General features: G+C 71.0%; 12 protein-coding genes and 1 pseudogene. 8 read left to right on the forward strand and 5 right to left on the reverse strand.

The annotated features are described in order from the left end of the window. Positions 1-30: 30 nt before the first annotated feature. The 5 genes from ACFXC1_RS28730 (at position 31) to ACFXC1_RS28750 (ending at position 6,428) form a co-directional block, all read left to right on the forward strand. Positions 31-1,050, forward strand: coding sequence for an asparaginase (locus ACFXC1_RS28730; RefSeq protein ID WP_381247534.1), 1,020 nt, complete (start codon positions 31-33; stop codon positions 1,048-1,050). Between the two features lie 105 nt (positions 1,051-1,155). Further along, positions 1,156-2,556, forward strand: coding sequence for an aspartate ammonia-lyase (gene aspA, locus ACFXC1_RS28735; RefSeq protein WP_381247537.1), 1,401 nt, complete (start codon positions 1,156-1,158; stop codon positions 2,554-2,556). Positions 2,557-2,591: 35 nt separating this feature from the next. Next, complete coding sequence (locus tag ACFXC1_RS28740; protein ID WP_381247539.1) at positions 2,592-3,524, forward strand: glutaminase; 933 nt, start codon at positions 2,592-2,594, stop codon at positions 3,522-3,524. A 124-nt stretch (positions 3,525-3,648) separates the two neighbouring features. Then, the gene (mptB, locus tag ACFXC1_RS28745) at positions 3,649-5,043 is read left to right on the forward strand and encodes a polyprenol phosphomannose-dependent alpha 1,6 mannosyltransferase MptB (protein WP_381247542.1); all 1,395 of its coding nucleotides are present in this window, start codon (positions 3,649-3,651) and stop codon (positions 5,041-5,043) included. Beyond that, on the forward strand, positions 5,040-6,428 hold the full coding sequence (locus tag ACFXC1_RS28750; protein ID WP_381247544.1) for a glycosyltransferase 87 family protein: 1,389 nt from the start codon (positions 5,040-5,042) through the stop codon (positions 6,426-6,428). Before mptB ends, ACFXC1_RS28750 begins: the two co-directional genes overlap by 4 nt. Positions 6,429-6,487: 59 nt before the next feature. Here ACFXC1_RS28750 and ACFXC1_RS28755 read toward each other — a convergent pair. The 3 genes and pseudogenes from ACFXC1_RS28755 to ACFXC1_RS28765 all read right to left on the reverse strand — a co-directional run. Next, positions 6,488-7,399: pseudogene (locus tag ACFXC1_RS28755) on the reverse strand (D-alanyl-D-alanine carboxypeptidase family protein); the annotation flags it as partial. A gap of 40 nt (positions 7,400-7,439) precedes the next feature. Further along, entirely contained in the window at positions 7,440-8,579 is a 1,140-nt protein-coding gene (gene rho / locus ACFXC1_RS28760) for a transcription termination factor Rho (RefSeq protein ID WP_381247546.1), read from the reverse strand. 286 nt (positions 8,580-8,865) lie between these two features. After that, entirely contained in the window at positions 8,866-9,693 is an 828-nt protein-coding gene (locus ACFXC1_RS28765; RefSeq protein ID WP_381247549.1) for a class I SAM-dependent methyltransferase, read from the reverse strand. A gap of 99 nt (positions 9,694-9,792) precedes the next feature. Between ACFXC1_RS28765 and ACFXC1_RS28770 the strand changes: the two genes are divergently transcribed. After that, positions 9,793-10,392 carry an MDR/zinc-dependent alcohol dehydrogenase-like family protein gene (locus ACFXC1_RS28770; protein ID WP_381247552.1) on the forward strand — a complete coding sequence of 200 codons (600 nt, stop codon included), beginning with the start codon at positions 9,793-9,795 and terminating at the stop codon, positions 10,390-10,392. Between the two features lie 899 nt (positions 10,393-11,291). Here ACFXC1_RS28770 and ACFXC1_RS28775 read toward each other — a convergent pair. Then, positions 11,292-12,203: a TIGR01777 family oxidoreductase gene (locus tag ACFXC1_RS28775; protein ID WP_381247554.1), complete on the reverse strand. Its 912-nt coding sequence runs from the start codon at positions 12,201-12,203 to the stop codon at positions 11,292-11,294. Between the two features lie 77 nt (positions 12,204-12,280). After that, positions 12,281-12,784, reverse strand: coding sequence for a MarR family winged helix-turn-helix transcriptional regulator (locus ACFXC1_RS28780; protein WP_381247557.1), 504 nt, complete (start codon positions 12,782-12,784; stop codon positions 12,281-12,283). A 130-nt stretch (positions 12,785-12,914) separates the two neighbouring features. On the opposite strand from ACFXC1_RS28780, the gene ACFXC1_RS28785 reads away from it, so the two are divergent. After that, positions 12,915-13,364, forward strand: coding sequence for a DUF6069 family protein (locus tag ACFXC1_RS28785; RefSeq protein ID WP_381247560.1), 450 nt, complete (start codon positions 12,915-12,917; stop codon positions 13,362-13,364). Positions 13,365-13,701: 337 nt separating this feature from the next. Next, complete coding sequence (locus ACFXC1_RS28790; protein ID WP_381247562.1) at positions 13,702-14,982, forward strand: MFS transporter; 1,281 nt, start codon at positions 13,702-13,704, stop codon at positions 14,980-14,982. Positions 14,983-15,279: the final 297 nt, after the last annotated feature.

The following is a 15,279-nucleotide window of genomic DNA, read 5'->3' on the forward strand; positions in this document are numbered from 1 at the left end:
ACCCACGCCGTCCTGACCTGACAGGCAGTGATGTACAGCAGTCCCCTCGCGGACCCACCCCTCATCCGTGAACCCCTCCACGCACCCGTCGCCCACCTCATACGCGGCGGAATGATCGAGGGCATCCACTACGGCTCCGTCGTCGTCCTCGACACCGACGGGCAGGTCCAGCTCCAGATCGGCGACATCGAGGCCGCGTTCTACCCGCGCTCGGCGATCAAGCCCGTCCAGGCCGTCGCCATGGTGCGGGCGGGACTGCCGCTCGACGGCGAGCTGCTCTCGCTCGCCGCCGCCAGCCACTCCGGCGAGGAACGCCACCTCGCCGGAACCCGGCGCATCCTCGAACTCGCCGGGCTGACCGAGGACGATCTGCGCAACGTCCCGGATCTGCCCTACGACCCGGTCGTGCGCGACGCCTGGGTGCGCGAGGGACGGGCGCCGTCCCGGCTCGCCCAGAACTGCTCCGGGAAGCACGCGGCGATGCTGTACGTCTCGAAGCTCAACGGCTGGTCCCTGGACGACTATCTCGATCCCGCGCACCCGCTCCAGCAGGCGATCGCGGAGATCGTCGAGGATCTCACCGGGCAGCGGATCGCTCGGGTGAGTGTCGACGGGTGCGGTGCTCCGTTGTTCTCCATCTCGCTGCACGGGCTTGCTCGGGGTGTTTCACGGATCACCACCGCGGCGGCCGGTACGCCCGAGGCCCGGGTCGCGGATGCGATGCGGGAGTATCCGGAGATGGCGTCCGGGGCCGGGCGGGATGTGGCCGCGTTGATGCGGGCCGTTCCCGGGTTGCTTGCCAAGGACGGGTTCGAGGGTGTCGAGGTTGCCGCGTTGCCTGATGGGCGGGCTGTTGCGGTGAAGATCGCGGACGGGGCGAATCGGGCGCGGGTGCCTGTCGCTGCCGCCGGGCTTGTGCGGGCTGGGGTTCCGGGCTCGCTGCTTGCCGAGTTCGCGGGGGAGCCGTTGCTCGGTGGCGGGGAGCCGGTGGGTTGTGTGCGGCCTGTGCGGGCTCTGGACCCGGTGTCGCCGTTGTCCGCGTGTGCCTAGATCGGTTGTTGGGGCGCTGCGGGTCCGTTGTGGCCGGTCGCGCAGTTCCCCGCGCCCCTGAAGGGGCGCTTGCTCTCACCTCTTTGCGAAAGGTCCTGCACCCTCATGTACCGCAGCGAACACGACCTCCTCGGGGACCGGGATGTACCCGCCTCCGCCTACTGGGGCGTTCACACCCTCCGTGCCACGGAGAACTTCCCCATCACCGGGACGCCGATCTCCGTCTATCCGCACTTGATCAACGCTCTTGCCGCCGTCAAGGAAGCCGCCGCTCTCGCCAATGAGGAGTTGGGGCTGCTGTCGGCGGAGAAGACGGCCGCCATTGTCGCCGCGTGCCGGGAGATCCGGGACGGGAAGCTCCACGACCAGTTCGTCGTGGACGTGGTGCAGGGCGGGGCCGGCACCTCCACCAACATGAACGCCAACGAGGTTGTCGCGAACCGGGCGTTGGAGTTGCTGGGGCACGGCAAGGGTGAGTACCAGTACCTGCACCCCAATGAGGACGTCAACCTCGGTCAGTCGACCAATGACGTGTATCCGACCGCGGTCAAGATAGCGACTGTCTTTGCCGTACATGGATTGATCGCGTCAATGTCCGTACTGCAGGACGCCTTTGCCCGTAAGGCCGTCGAGTTCCGTGACGTGCTCAAGATGGGCCGTACACAGTTGCAGGACGCGGTGCCGATGACGCTCGGTCAAGAGTTCTCCGCGTATGCGGTCATGATTGACGAGGATCGTCAACGTCTTGACGAGGCTGTCCAGTTGATCCATGAGATCAACCTGGGGGCCACGGCCATCGGGACCGGGCTCAACGCGCCGGCCGGGTACGCGGAGTCGGCACGGCGGCACCTCTCCGAGATCACCGGGCTGCCGCTCGTGACGGCGGCCAACCTGGTCGAGGCCACGCAGGACTGCGGGGCGTTCGTGCAGATGTCGGGTGTGCTCAAGCGGGTCGCGGTGAAGCTCTCCAAGAGCTGCAACGACCTGCGGCTGCTGTCCTCGGGGCCGCGCGCGGGGCTCGGGGAGATCAACCTGCCGCCGGTGCAGGCCGGTTCGAGCATCATGCCCGGCAAGGTCAACCCGGTGATCCCCGAGGTCGTCAACCAGGTCGCCTTCGAGGTGATCGGCAACGACGTCACCATCACGATGGCCGCCGAGGCCGGACAGCTCCAGCTCAACGCGTTCGAGCCGGTCATCCTGCACTCGCTGTCGGAGAGCATCACGCATCTGCGGGCCGCCTGCCTCACGCTGGCCGAGCGGTGCGTGGACGGCATCACAGCCAACACCGAGGCGCTGCGCGCGAGCGTGGAGAACTCCATCGGCCTGGTGACCGCGCTGAACCCGCACATCGGGTACACGGCCGCCACCGACATCGCCAAGGAGGCCCTCGCCTCCGGCCGGGGTGTGGCCGAACTCGTCCTGGAGAAGGGCCTGTTGCCCGCCGAGACGCTCGCCGGTCTGCTGCGGCCCGAGGTCCTGGCCGGCAGCGGTCCCGTGGCCGGCTGACCGCGGACGCGCACCAGGACCGGCCCGGAGGCACAATGGTGATCATGTCCCCCTCGATGACCTTCCAGCCGGTCCTGGAGCGCATCGCCGGCGAGATCGAGCGGACCCCCGGCCGCGGCCGGCCCGCCGACTACATCCCGGCGCTCGCCGCCTGCGACCCGCGCAGCTTCGGCATGGCCGTCGCGGAGCTGGACGGCACGGTGTACGGCGTGGGGGACTGGCGGCAGCCGTTCTCCACGCAGTCCATCACCAAGGTCTTCACCCTCGCCCTCGACCTGGCCCGTGAGGGCGACGAACTCTGGGAGCACGTGGGCCGCGAGCCCTCCGGCAACCCCTTCAACTCCCTTGTCCAGCTGGAGTACGAGAACGGCATCCCGCGCAACCCGTTCATCAACGCGGGCGCGCTCGTCGTCACCGACCGGCTCCAGACCCGTACCGGCGACGCGGCGGGCGAACTGCTGGCCTTCCTGCGCGCCGAGAGCGGCAACCCGAGCCTCGACTTCGACAAGGAGGTCGCCGCCTCCGAATCCGCGCACGGCGACCGCAATGCCGCCCTCGCCCACTTCATGAAGTCCTACGGCAACATCGACAACGAGGTGCCCGTCCTCCTGGACCAGTACTTCCGGCAGTGCTCCATCATGGCGTCCTGCGCCGACCTCGCCCTCGCGGCCGGTTTCCTGGCCCGCCACGGCAGCCGCGCCGACGGCAGCCGCCTGCTCACCCTCACCCAGGCCAAGCAGGTCAACGCGGTGATGCTGACCTGCGGGACGTACGACGCGGCGGGCGAGTTCGCCTACCGGGTGGGCCTGCCCGGCAAGAGCGGAGTGGGCGGCGGGATCATCGCCATCGTGCCTGGCCGGTGCACCCTCGCCGTGTGGAGCCCGGGACTCGACGAGCGGGGGAACTCCGTGGCCGGCGTCGCCGCGCTGGACCGCTTCACGACGCTCACGGGCGTGTCGGTGTTCTGACGGACACGGCGAACTCACGGGTATCCGGGCCCGATCACACGGAGGTCACGCGCAGTCCGCCGCACGGAGAGCGGGGCGTCGCTTTCCCGCCATCCGGTGTTGACACGCTGAACGAGTGTTGGCCATGGCTTTTCCCGTCGATCTCCGCCGCTGCCAGGTACTCGGTCTGGTCGGTACCGCCGTCCTCGCGCTGGGCGGCGAGACGGCCGGAGCGCTGCCGTCCGCCGACCTCTTCTCCCCGGCCTCAGCGCAGGCCGCGCTGGGGCTGGTCGGGGTCTACTTCGGTGTCGTCCTGCTGATAGCGGCCTGGCTGCTGCTGGGCAAGCTGATCCGCAGCGCCGAACCGCCGAGCCCGCGCTCCCTGCTGCTGGTGCTCGCCGTGTGGGCGACCCCGCTGCTGCTCGCGCCGCCGCTGTTCAGCCGGGACGTCTACAGCTATCTCGCACAGGGTGCCATGGTCGACGCCCACATGGACGTCTACGCACACGGCCCCGCCGCGCTCGGCGGTCCCCTCGCCGACGAGGTCGCCCCCCTGTGGCAGCACACCGGGGCGCCGTACGGCCCGGTGTTCCTCGCCCTGGCCTCCGGCCTGTCCGGACTGACCCGGGGCCAACTCCCCGCCGGGCTCTTCGGGATGCGGGTCGTCGCCCTGCTCGGGGTGGGCCTGATGGCCGCCGCCCTGCCCCGGCTCGCCCGGCAGTGCGGCGCCGACCCCGCCGCCGCGCTCTGGCTGGGCGCCCTCAACCCGCTGGTCCTGCTCCACCTGGTCGCGGGCGCCCACAACGACGCGATCATGCTCGGGCTCCTCGGCACAGGCCTCGTCGCCGCGCGGGGCCGATGGCCGATCCTGGGCGCCGTACTCGTCACGCTCGCCGCTCTCGTCAAGGCGCCCGCCGCGCTCGGGCTCGCCGCGGTCGTGGTGCTCCAGATCCGCGCGGGCCGCAGTCCGGCCAAGGCCGTCACGACGACCCTCGTCGCCTCCGGGGTCACCACGGTCGCCGCCACGGCCTTCGCGGGCACGGGCTACGGCTGGATCGGCGCCCTCGACACACCCGTCTCGGCGCACAACTGGGCCCTCACCAGCCTCCTCGGCCGCGCCACCGGCGCCCTCCTCGAACACCTCGGCAGCGGTCTCGCCCCCTTCGCGATCCCGGCCTGGCACGCCCTCGGACTCGCGGTCACCGGCGCGGCCATCCTCGCCATATGGTTCCGCCTGCGGCCCAGCCCGGTCTACGCGCTCGGCCTGAGCCTCGCGGTGGTGGCCGCCTTCGGCCCGGCCATCCGCCCCTGGTACGCCCTGTGGGGTCTCTTCCTGATCGCCGCCGCCGCGCCCAGCACGTCCGTACGCCACCGGGTGGCCGCCGTGACCGGCGTCCTCGCGCTCGCCGTCCTGCCGAGCGGCGGACCCGCCGACATCGGACAACTCGTGCTGGCCGTCTCCGGCGGCGTCCTCGCGATCGTCGTCCTGTTGCAGGCCCGCCAGGCAGCCGAGGCCCCGGCCCTGGGACGTACGGCATGAGAACACCCGCCACCGACCGCGGCCGAGTCCTCCTGGTGCTGGCCCTCGTCATCACCGTGACCGTCTTCACCGCGACCGTCCCACTGCTGCGCGACTGGTTCGACCTGCGCGTCTACTACGGCACCGTCCACACCTGGCTCCACCACGGCGGCCGGATCTACGACTACCACGTGCCCGGGACGGCCTACGGCTTCACCTACCCGCCGTTCGCCGCCGTCAGCATGGCCCCGATGGGCTACCTCGGGCTCGGCACCGCGATCGCCGCCGCGCTGGTCCTCAACCTGCTGGCCCTCGCCGTGGTGCTGCGCATCCTGGCCGGTCCCGGATGGCGGCGCTACGGCTGGTACGGGTGGGCGCTGGTGGCCTGCGGTCTTGCGCTGTTCGAGCCGTTGCGCGACACCTTCAGCTTCGGGCAGGTCAACCTCCTGCTGCTGGCCCTCGTCCTCGGCGACGGCTGGCTGCTCTCCACCGGCCGGGGCCGCTGGGCGGGCGTCGGCATCGGCCTCGCGGCGGCCATCAAGCTCACCCCGGCGCTCTTCATCGGCCTGCTGCTGGTGGCCAGACGCTGGAAAGCCGCCGCGGTGGCGACGGCTGTGGCGCTCGCGGCGACCGGGCTGGCGGCCCTGGTGGTCCCGGGTGCCTCGAAATTCTACTGGACCCAGGCGATGTGGGACACCACCCGGGTGGGCCGTCTCGACTACGTCTCCAACCAGTCCCTGCAGGGCGTCCTGGCCCGCCTCGGCGAGACCGGCCGCCCGCTGTGGGCGACGGTCGTCCTGCTCGTGCTCTGCGTCTGGGCGGTGCGGGTGCGCCGTGCGGTCGTCGCGGGGGACTGGACGGCGGCCTTCGCGCTGACCGGGCTGACCGCGTGTCTGATCAGCCCGATCACCTGGGTGCACCATCTCGTCTGGCTGCTGCCCTCGTTCGCCGTGCTGGTCCGGACGGGGCACCGGCGGATCGCGTTCGCCCTGTACGCGGTGATGTGCACCAGCGTCGTATGGCTGTGGTTCGACGACTCCTCGGGCATCGACGGCTTCCTCGGCAGCAACACGTACACCTGGGTCACGCTCGGCCTGCTGCTGTTGCTGCCGACCGGTCAGGCCCCGGGCAGCCGCCGGCCCTTCAGCCGCAACGCCAGCACCACCGCGCCCGCGCCGAGCGCGGCGGCCCCGACGACCGCGGCCGTCTCCGCCCAGCCCGCACCTTCGTCCGCTGCCTCGTCCGCCGCCACCGCGGTGGCCACCGGCACGGCGGCGGGACCCGGCCTCGGGCTCGTCCGCAAGGCGTCCAGCGACCCCACCGGATCGACCCGCCCGGCAGCCGCGAAACCCCAGTCGAGCAGCTCGCGAGCCTCCTCGTACACGGTGAAGCCGCCGCCCGCCTGAGGGTTCATCACGGTGACGACGAGCGACCGCCCGCCCCGACGCGCCGCCGCGACCAGCGTGTTGCCCGCGTGGGTGGTGTAGCCGTTCTTCACACCGATGAGCCCCGGATACGGCTCGACGCCGTCGTTGCCGGTCAGCAGCCGGTTGGTGTTCTGGATCGCGTACGACGACCCGTCACCCGGGAACTCGGCCTCGGCGGTGGAGCAGTACCGCGCGAAGTCCGCGTTGCGCAGCCCGGCCCGCCCGAACACCGCGAGGTCGAAGGCGGAGGACACCTGGCCGTCGGTGTCGTAGCCGTCCGGCGAGATGACATGCGTGTCGAGCGCGCCCAGCGAGCGCGCCTTGGCCTGCATTTCGGCGGCCGTGGCGTCCCAGCCGCCGTTGAGGGATGCCAGGACGTGCACGGCGTCGTTCCCGGAGTTGAGGAAGACCCCGCGCCACAGGTCGGCGACGCGGTACGTGTGGCCCGCCTCGACCCCCACCAGGCTGCTGCCCTCGCCGATGCCTGCCAGGTCCTGCTCGCTGACCCGGTGCCGGAGCTCTCCTGGCAGCGTGGGGAGGACGGTCAGGGCGAACAGTGTCTTCAGGGTGCTGGCGGGCGGGAGTCTGCGGTGGGCGTCATGGGCGGCCAAGACGTCGCCGGTGCGGGCGTCCGCGACGAGCCAGGAGAGGGCGGAGACGTCCGGGAGTTCGGGAGCGCCGCTGTGGGGGTGGACCTGGGTGCTGGGATCCGGCCCGGTGTTGGCTGTCGCCGCGGTAGGGGTGAACGCGAGGACGCTCGTCAGACAGAGGGCGCAGGCTGACATAGCGATCCGGGGCGAGAATCCGATAGTCATACCGGCAAACGTAGGAACGGAGTCGTCGTAGACGGCGATGGCGGGGCCGGGCGGGGCGAGCGTGCACCCGGATGCGCTAGTGGTTTGGCTGCCGGCCGGTGGGGGGCTGGTCGCGCCCACGCGGCGGAGCCGCATATCGACACAGCCCCGCGCCCCTGGAAGACGACGGCGCAGGTCAGTTCGAAGGCAGTGTCGGCTGGATGCGGCGCAAGAACGTCGCGTTGTCCGGGGTCTCCCGCATGCGCTCCAGCAGGGTCTCCGTGCTGCTCTGGCCGTCCCTGTTCTGGAGGACGCGGCGCAGACCCCGCACCGCCGTCAACTCGGCCGGAGTGAGCAGGAGTTCCTCGCGGCGCGTGCCGGACGGGTTGATCTCGACGGCCGGGAACACCCGGCGGGAGGCCAGCTCGCGGCTGAGGCGGAGCTCCATGTTGCCGGTGCTCTTGAGCTCCTCGAAGTAGAAGTCGTCGGCGCGGGAGCCGGTCTCGACCAGTGCGGTGGCGAGGATGGTGAGTGAGCCGCCTTCCTCGGCGAGGCGTGCGGCGCCGAAGAACTTCTTCGGGCCGATCAGCGCGGTGGCGTCGACGCCGCCGCTGAGGGTGCGGCCGCCGGAGGCCGCCGCGTTGTTGTGCGCCCGGCAGAGGCGGGTCAGTGAGTCGAGGAGGATCACCACGTCCTCGCCGTCCTCGACCAGCCGCTTGGCCCGCTCGATCACGAGCTCGGCCAGCGCGATGTGCTGCTTGGGGGCCTTGTCGAAGGTGGAGGCGTAGACCTCGCCGCGCACGGAGCGCCGCATGTCGGTGACCTCCTCGGGGCGCTCGTCGAGCAGCACGACCATGAGGCGGGCCTCGGGGTGGTTGCCGGCGACGGCTGCCGCGATCTGCTGGAGCAGTACGGTCTTGCCGGTCTTGGGCGGGGCCACGATGAGCCCGCGCTGGCCCTTGCCGACGGGGGCGATCAGGTCGGCGACACGTCCGGTGAGTCCGGCCGCCGGGTGTTCGAGGTGCAGCCGCTCACGCGGGTGCAGCGGGGTGAGGTCGCGGAAGTGGCGTCGGCCGCGGAGTTCGTCGGGCGTGCGCCCGTTGACGAACGCGACCTCGGTCAGGGCGCGCTGCCCGCCACGGACGCCTTCCACGAGGTCGCCCTTGCGCAGGCCGTAACGGCGGATCAGCGCGGGGGAGACCTGGAGGTCGGAGGGCGAGAGCTCGAGGCTCAGCGCCCGCAGGTGCCCCTTCCCGTTGCCGTCGATGTCAAGGACACCGGTCGCGGTCTGGGTGCGGGGCTGTTCCTGTACGGGGGGTTCGAGTGTGGTGGTCATGATGGGTGGTCCTTTCAAGGACGGTTGCATGTGTCATGCGGAAGGAAGGGGGAGAAGCCGCAGAGGGAGGGCGCATGGGCGCTCCTCGGGGCGGCGGGAACATCACCTCGGGTGCGGCGGAAGAACGCCGGTCACGAAGTGGTGTGAAGAAGCCGTGTGCCGGTCGGAATCGACGGGCCGGTCGGCGGAGAAGAAGTGGTGCTGGCACCGGCGCCCGGAACGGGGCGTACACAAGTGCTGACCGCACCGTAGCACACCCGGTTCGGGTCCGGCTGTGAGATACGGCTCAGCGGCTCGCCAGCAGGCCGTAGAGGAGAGGGATCCGGGGCTTCGGCAAGCGCCACCAGCCGGTCGGGGTCCGCTCCATGCGGGGCCAGCGCGGCCAAGGCAGTTCGTCGCTCTCGCGGAGCCTTCGGATGTTCAGTCCCGCCGTCGTCAACGCGTTGATGACCTCGTCTATTCCGTGCATCCACTCATAGCTGTCGGTCGCGTCCGCCACGGCCGGGCCGTCGGTGTAGGTGAACGTGGCGTCCCGGTGCACCGGACCGCCGCCGCCCAGGTAGTCGTGGCGCAGCAGGAGTTCCGGTCCCTCGCCCGGATTCGGCTTCGGGCCCAGGGAGTTGAGCAGGGGGTGGAATTCGACGATGTACAACAGGCCGCCGGGGCGCAGGAGTCGGGCGATCGCCTCCGCCCAGCGCGGGAGGTCGGGCAGGTAGCAGAGGGCGCCCTTGCCGGTGTACACGACGTCGAACTGCCGCTGTCCCAGAGCCTCTACGGCGTCGTACACGTTCGCCTGGACGTAGTCGACGTCGAGGCCCGCCTTCGCCGCGATGCCGGTCGCGGCCTTCACCGACGCCTCGGAGAAGTCGAGTCCGACGGCTCGTGCTCCGCGCCGCGCGAACGCGAGGGTCTCGGTTCCGAGGTGGCATTGGAGGTGGAGCACGTCGCGGCCGGCGAGTTCGCCGAGGTCGTCCCACTCGAAGGCGGCGAACCAGCGGTCCGGGTCCGGGTCGCCGTCGAGGCCGTAGAACCGGCTGGCGAGGTGGACGGGGGTGCGGGCGTCCCAGTTGGCCTGGTTGGCCCGCATCAGCCGTGCGTGCTCGTCGGTGCTCATGGTTCCATCCAACCGTGATCGGGTGGCGGACGGCGGGAAGAACACCGGTTCCGCGCAGGTTGCCCCGAGACGAGTGACCTACGACGAGAGGGGCAGGTCGTGCGCGCACTGATCGTGGATCCGGAGGCCGTCGGTGGACTGCGGCTCGGGGAGGCGCCCGACCCGCTGCCTGGTCCGGGGCGGTTGCTGGTGGAGGTCCGGCACACCTCCCTCAACTCGGCCGAACTGTACTTCGCGCAGCGGGGCGCGCCCGGTGACGTGATCGGTTTCGACTCTGCCGGCGTCGTCGTGCGCGCCGCCGACGGGGGCGGGCCCGCGGTGGGCAGCCGGGTCGTGGGCTACGGGGACAGCGGCGGATTCGGCGCGCAGCGTGCCCTGGACGTGGCCGATGTGGCCGTGGTGCCGGACGAGGTCGACCTCGGCGAGGCGGCCACCCTGCCCGTCGCGGCCGGTACCGCCTTGCGCGCGCTGGAACAGGCCGGCCCGCTCCTCGGCCGCCGGGTCCTCGTCACCGGGGCGTCGGGCGGGGTCGGCGGGTTCGCCGTACAACTCGCGGCGCTGGGCGGGGCGTTCGTCATCGGAGTGGCCGGTTCCGAGGACGGTGCGCGGTGGGTCGGTGAGCTGGGGGCGCACGAGGTGGTGGCCGGTGTCGACGAGGTGAAGGAGCCCCTAGCCTCGCGCTTTCATGAGGCGGACTGACCGAGAGGTGATCAGATAAGTGAAGAGTGCCTCTGACCAGCAAGAATGAGGATTTTCGAGGGCCTGCTTCCTGCACCAGCCGGAGGCACTTCTCAGGTGAACAACCGCCATGCCTCCCAGACTCACTTACGCGACATCGGGAGTGAGCCGCTCCGTTAGAACGGCGGCGACCACCGGCTTGCCCAGGTCGGTATGTATCCGGCTGGAGGCCGGACGTTGTCCTGTGGGAACGACGGGTGGGCCACATGTGGCCCACCCATTCGCAGTTGGCAAGGGGTCGCCCTTGGTACGCAACATGTGCTGGATGACGGAGACAGGGGTGTGTAAGGAAGTCTGGAGCGGATAGCGACGATTTCGTGGGCCGTCCCTGCCTGCAGGGCGGGGGAAGTAGCCAGGTTCATCAGTACAGGGATGTACGTCGGCCGTGGTGCCGTCAAGTGCTCCGCAAGTACCCCGTGGCAAGCGGGTCCTGTCCGGCTGGGGCGCCGGGACACGCACAGGGACAGCTGGCAAGGGAGAGGGGCATGGGGCAGGACCTGCGCCGCTCAGGTCCTGTGCATTGCCGTCGGAGGCTCGATGAGGGCGCTTCAGGGCGACGGCCTGTAGAGCAGCGCTGTGTGGTCCAGGGATGCGCAGCACTGCACGGCCATAGGTAAGGTACGGCTGCCTGGACGGCCCCGAGACGCAAGCAGGGACGAGGACATCCTCGGCGCAGCCCGGGAGGCCCTCCTGCGCGCCGGTTCATCAGACGCTCTTCTGACCAGCGAGTTCGTACCTGACCGCAGCGGGCTCAGCGGTTTCTCAGTCTCAGGTCTGTGTCATTTCGTCACCGCCGCGCTCAGATCGAACGGCGCATCGAGACGCTCGTCTGGAATCAGGAAGCCGTCCCTCCCTACCTGTCACCTCGTGTGGAGAACGGAGCGGAGTGCCATGTCGATCGTGGGGTGGCTGAAGCTGAAGCCCGCCTTGTCCAGGGCCGCAGGGACGGCGCGGCAACTGCCTGTGATGCCCGTGGCGAACTCGCCGAGCGCCGCTCTGAGGGCGAAGGCGGGGACGGAGGCGATCGTCGGGCGATGAAGGGCGCGGCCCATCGCTCGCGTGATCTCGCGATTCGTCAGTGGTTCGGGGGCTGTGAAGTTGACGGGGCCCGTGAGCGTCTCGTCGTCGATCGCGAAGCGCAGTGCCCCGATGTGGTCGGTCAGCGAGATGAACGGCCAGTACTGGTCGCCGGAACCGAGCCGGCCGCCCAGGCCGAAGCGGAAGAGCGGGAAGAGCCTGCCGAAGGCGCCGCCCTTGGCAGAGACCACCAGGCCGGTGCGAGGGTGCACCACCCGGATGCCCGCCTCCCGGGCAGTGTCCGCGGCGGCCTCCCAGCCGACGCAGACGGCGGCCAGGAAGTCGTCCCCGGGCGGCGCGCTCTCCTCGATGGTCCGGTCGCCGGTGTCGCCGTAGTAACCGGTCGCGGACGCGGAGACAAGGACGCGGGGCGGTGTGGACGACTCGGCGCAGGCCCGCGCGATGGTCCGGGTTCCCAGCGCGCGGCTGCGGCGGATCTCCTCCTTGTACGCGGCGCTCCAGCGCTTGTCTCCGACCCCGGCGCCGGCCAGGTGCACGACGGCGTCCACAGTGTCCAGCGCACCGGGCTGGACGCGGCCTCCGACCGGATCCCATCCCGCCGCCTCGCTGTCGTCCCCCGCGGGGCGTGCCGACCGGTCGCGGACGAGGCGAACGACCTGGTGGCCGTCGGTGAGGAGCGAGTGGGTGAGGGCGGATCCGATGAGTCCGGTGGACCCGGTGATCGCGACGCGCATGGCGTTCTCCCGAACGGGCTTGGGCAGGTGGCCTTGTGGCCACCCCGGATGGTTGTCGGACTTCGAGGGTCTCGGAGTCAGCGGCGATGCCACGGCAGGGCCGCCGGGTAGGCGTCCTTCTCGCCGGCCTGCTTGAGGGAGGTGACCACGGTGGCGGTGATGGTGGCGAGCTGCTCCACCTGTTCAGGGCTGAGGACGTCGAACACCACGCGGCGGACGGCAGTCACATGGCCGGGGGCGGCCTTGGCCATCAACTCCATGCCGGCCTCGGTGAGTTCGGCCAGCTGTCCCCGTCCGTCGGCCGGATCCTCCCGGCGCCGCACGTAGCCCGACTCCTCCAGGCGGATCACCGCGCGCGTGAGGCGGCTGCGGGTGAACTTCAACTGCTCGGCGAGCAAGGACATCCCCAGGGCGCGGTCGGGTGCCACGGACAGGCGGGCCAGGAGGCTGTAGTCCGCGTGCGTCATGGCCGCGTCGCGCCGCAACTGCTGATCGAGGTAGTCGCTCAGCAGCGTCGAGCAGTCGAGGAAGTTGATCCAGGCTCGCAGCTCCTCGGGAGTGAGCCACCGGGGGGATGTCATGGCGACCACTTTAACCGAGATGTTTGCCCGATCAAACACTTCGGAATAGCGTCCCCGGTGTTTGATACATCAAACGCCTGTCTTTCTGGCGCTGCACCTGTCGTTCTTGAGCTCTCCACAGGAGGTCCCCATGTCCGGTTCCGTCCCCGAAGCCGAATCGTCCGCCCCGCCCGCGCCGCGCTCCCGCGGCCTGACCGTGGTCGCGGGGCTTCTCGCGGCGGCTGTCGTGGCCGTCCTCGGAAACGTGGTGGTCGCGGTGCTCGCCCACGCGGCGGGGGCGTCGGACGATTTCGCTCCGCTGCACCTCTCCGCGTACGCGCCGCTGACGGTGTTCGGCGTCGTCCTCGGCGCCATCGGCTGGGCGGTCGTCCGTCGCGTCGCCAAGAACCCGGTGGGGCTGCTGCTGTGGCTGGTGCCCGTGCTCGTGGTCGTGTCGTTCGTGCCCGACCTGTCCCTGCTCGGTGGCGGCACGCCCGGCAGTGGACCGCTGGCCGTCGCTGCGCTGATGGTGATGCATGTGGTGGTCGCGGTCGTCGCCGTCACCGCCTATTGGCGCGTCCTGCCGCTGCCTGTCCGCTGACGCTGCCTGGCGTGCGCGACCGTGCCGGCTGCCGGCTGCGGGCGGTGTCCCGGGAGCCGGGACGACCGAGTTCCGGGACACCGCTGTTCGCGCGCAGGAACGGCCGTGCACGTCTTCCGGCTGCGTGACGGTTGCCCATCCCATCCATGGCGTGGATAACCCGGATACGGGATTCGGATTGCGCTGGGGATGGCACCGGCGCCTTGGCGCCCCCATAGTCGTCGCTACCGCACGCCGCTGTCCGGATGCCGCCGGCGTGCGAGTCCCCCCAGCATGCCGTGCGTCGTCGGCGCCCGTGAGGCATGCCCGCTCCCTTACGCCGTCCCCTGGAGTTGCCATGCCCGGTTCCGTGCCCCCGCCGCCTCCCGCCGCGGTCGACGCCACCGCTCCGTCAGCCGTCGCCGTGTCGGGCTCGGCCCATCTGCTGCGGGTGACCCTTCTGATGGCGGGCAGCTGTCTGCCGATCCTGGGGGCGGTGCTGATCGCCCCGGTGCTGCCGAAGATGCAGGACCACTTCGCGTCGGTCCCGGGGGCCAAGGCGCTGGTGCCCCTCGCGCTGACGGTCCCGGCGCTCGCGCTGGCGCTGCTGGCTCCGTTCGCCGGTGTGATCGTGGACCGCGTGGGCCGCAAGCGCCTGCTGGTCGTAGCGACCCTGCTGTACGCCGCGTTCGGCACCGCCCCGCTCTGGCTGGACTCGCTGGGCGGCATCATCGCCAGCCGCGCCCTGGTCGGAGTCGCCGAGGCCGCGATCATGACAGCCTGCACGACCCTGATCGGCGACTACTACAGTGGTCGGCAGCGGGTGAAGTACCTCGCCCTGCAGACCATGTGCGCCTCGGCATCGGCCACCGTCTTTTTCGTGCTCGGCGGCGCCGCCGGATCGGCGGGCTGGCGCATGCCCTTCTGGGTGTACGCCGTGAGCCTGGTGCTGGCCCCGCTGATGGCAACCGCCCTGCCCAACCCGGCGGCCCGTGCGGACGGCGACGAGGTCCCGGCCGCGGCTCCGGCCGAGGCGGAGGCCCGCCGCCCGTTCCCCTGGCGGCAGCTGGCGGGCATCTGTGCCCTCACCTTCTTCGGGGCGATGGTCTTCTATACCGTCCCGGTGGAGATGGCGTACCTGCTCGACGACCTCGGGGTGGAGAACACCGGCGTGATCGGACTGGCCACCGCGATCGCCAGTGCCGCCACCGTGGGGGGAGCGGTCACCTTCGCCCGGCTCAAGCGTTCTCCCGACCCGATGCTTCCGGTCGTTCTCGCGGTCTGCGCCGCCGGCTTCGGGGTGATGTTCCTCGCGGGCAACGCCCCGCTGCTGGTCATCGGGGCGGTCGTCAACTGTGTGGGCACCGGCATGCTGCTTCCCGCCCTTCTCACCAGTGCCATGTCCCGTCTGTCGTTCGAGGACCGCGGCCGTGGCACGGGGCTGTGGACGGCGGCCTTCTTCGGCGGTGAGTTCGTCTGCCCGCTGGTGCTGCTCGCCGGGGAGTCTGCCGTCGGCAGTCTCACCGGTGCGGTGGGCGTGCTGGGGCTGGCCGCCGCCCTCGTCGCGGCGGGGCTGTGGGCGGCTCGTCGTCGTACGGGTGCCGTCGATGCCCGGCCGTTGCCGGAGCAGTTGGCCTGAGGGAGCAGGCCGGTGTACGGGTGCTGTCGGTCCTTGGCCGTTGCTGGAGCGGATGGCCTGAGGGCGCGCGGACCGGCCGTTGTACGGATGTCGGCCGTTCCCGGCTGTTGCCGGAGCGTTGGCCTGAGGGCAGCCGGTCCGCCCGCTGTACGGGTGTCGTCCTCGGCGGTTGCCGGAGCGGTGGCTCGGAGGGCGTCCAGTCCGCCCGCCGACGGCGCGTCGCTCACGGGCTGCCGCCGGGCCCGGTCAGAGCCGGCCCGGCGGCAGCCCCGCGGTCTGGTCGACGGGCACGGCCTT

The organism is Streptomyces hokutonensis, from assembly GCF_042751305.1.
Taxonomy (GTDB): Bacteria; Actinomycetota; Actinomycetes; order Streptomycetales; family Streptomycetaceae; genus Streptomyces; species Streptomyces hokutonensis_A.

Coding starts and splice junctions, on each gene's coding strand:
- ACFXC1_RS28730 (WP_381247534.1), top strand. CDS start 31: ATGTACAGCAGTCCCCTCGCGGACCCACCCCTCATCCGTGAACCCCTC.
- aspA (WP_381247537.1), top strand. CDS start 1,156: ATGTACCGCAGCGAACACGACCTCCTCGGGGACCGGGATGTACCCGCC.
- ACFXC1_RS28740 (WP_381247539.1), top strand. CDS start 2,592: ATGGTGATCATGTCCCCCTCGATGACCTTCCAGCCGGTCCTGGAGCGC.
- mptB (WP_381247542.1), top strand. CDS start 3,649: ATGGCTTTTCCCGTCGATCTCCGCCGCTGCCAGGTACTCGGTCTGGTC.
- ACFXC1_RS28750 (WP_381247544.1), top strand. CDS start 5,040: ATGAGAACACCCGCCACCGACCGCGGCCGAGTCCTCCTGGTGCTGGCC.
- rho (WP_381247546.1), bottom strand. CDS start 8,579: ATGACCACCACACTCGAACCCCCCGTACAGGAACAGCCCCGCACCCAG.
- ACFXC1_RS28765 (WP_381247549.1), bottom strand. CDS start 9,693: ATGAGCACCGACGAGCACGCACGGCTGATGCGGGCCAACCAGGCCAAC.
- ACFXC1_RS28775 (WP_381247554.1), bottom strand. CDS start 12,203: ATGCGCGTCGCGATCACCGGGTCCACCGGACTCATCGGATCCGCCCTC.
- ACFXC1_RS28780 (WP_381247557.1), bottom strand. CDS start 12,784: ATGACATCCCCCCGGTGGCTCACTCCCGAGGAGCTGCGAGCCTGGATC.
- ACFXC1_RS28785 (WP_381247560.1), top strand. CDS start 12,915: ATGTCCGGTTCCGTCCCCGAAGCCGAATCGTCCGCCCCGCCCGCGCCG.
- ACFXC1_RS28790 (WP_381247562.1), top strand. CDS start 13,702: ATGCCCGGTTCCGTGCCCCCGCCGCCTCCCGCCGCGGTCGACGCCACC.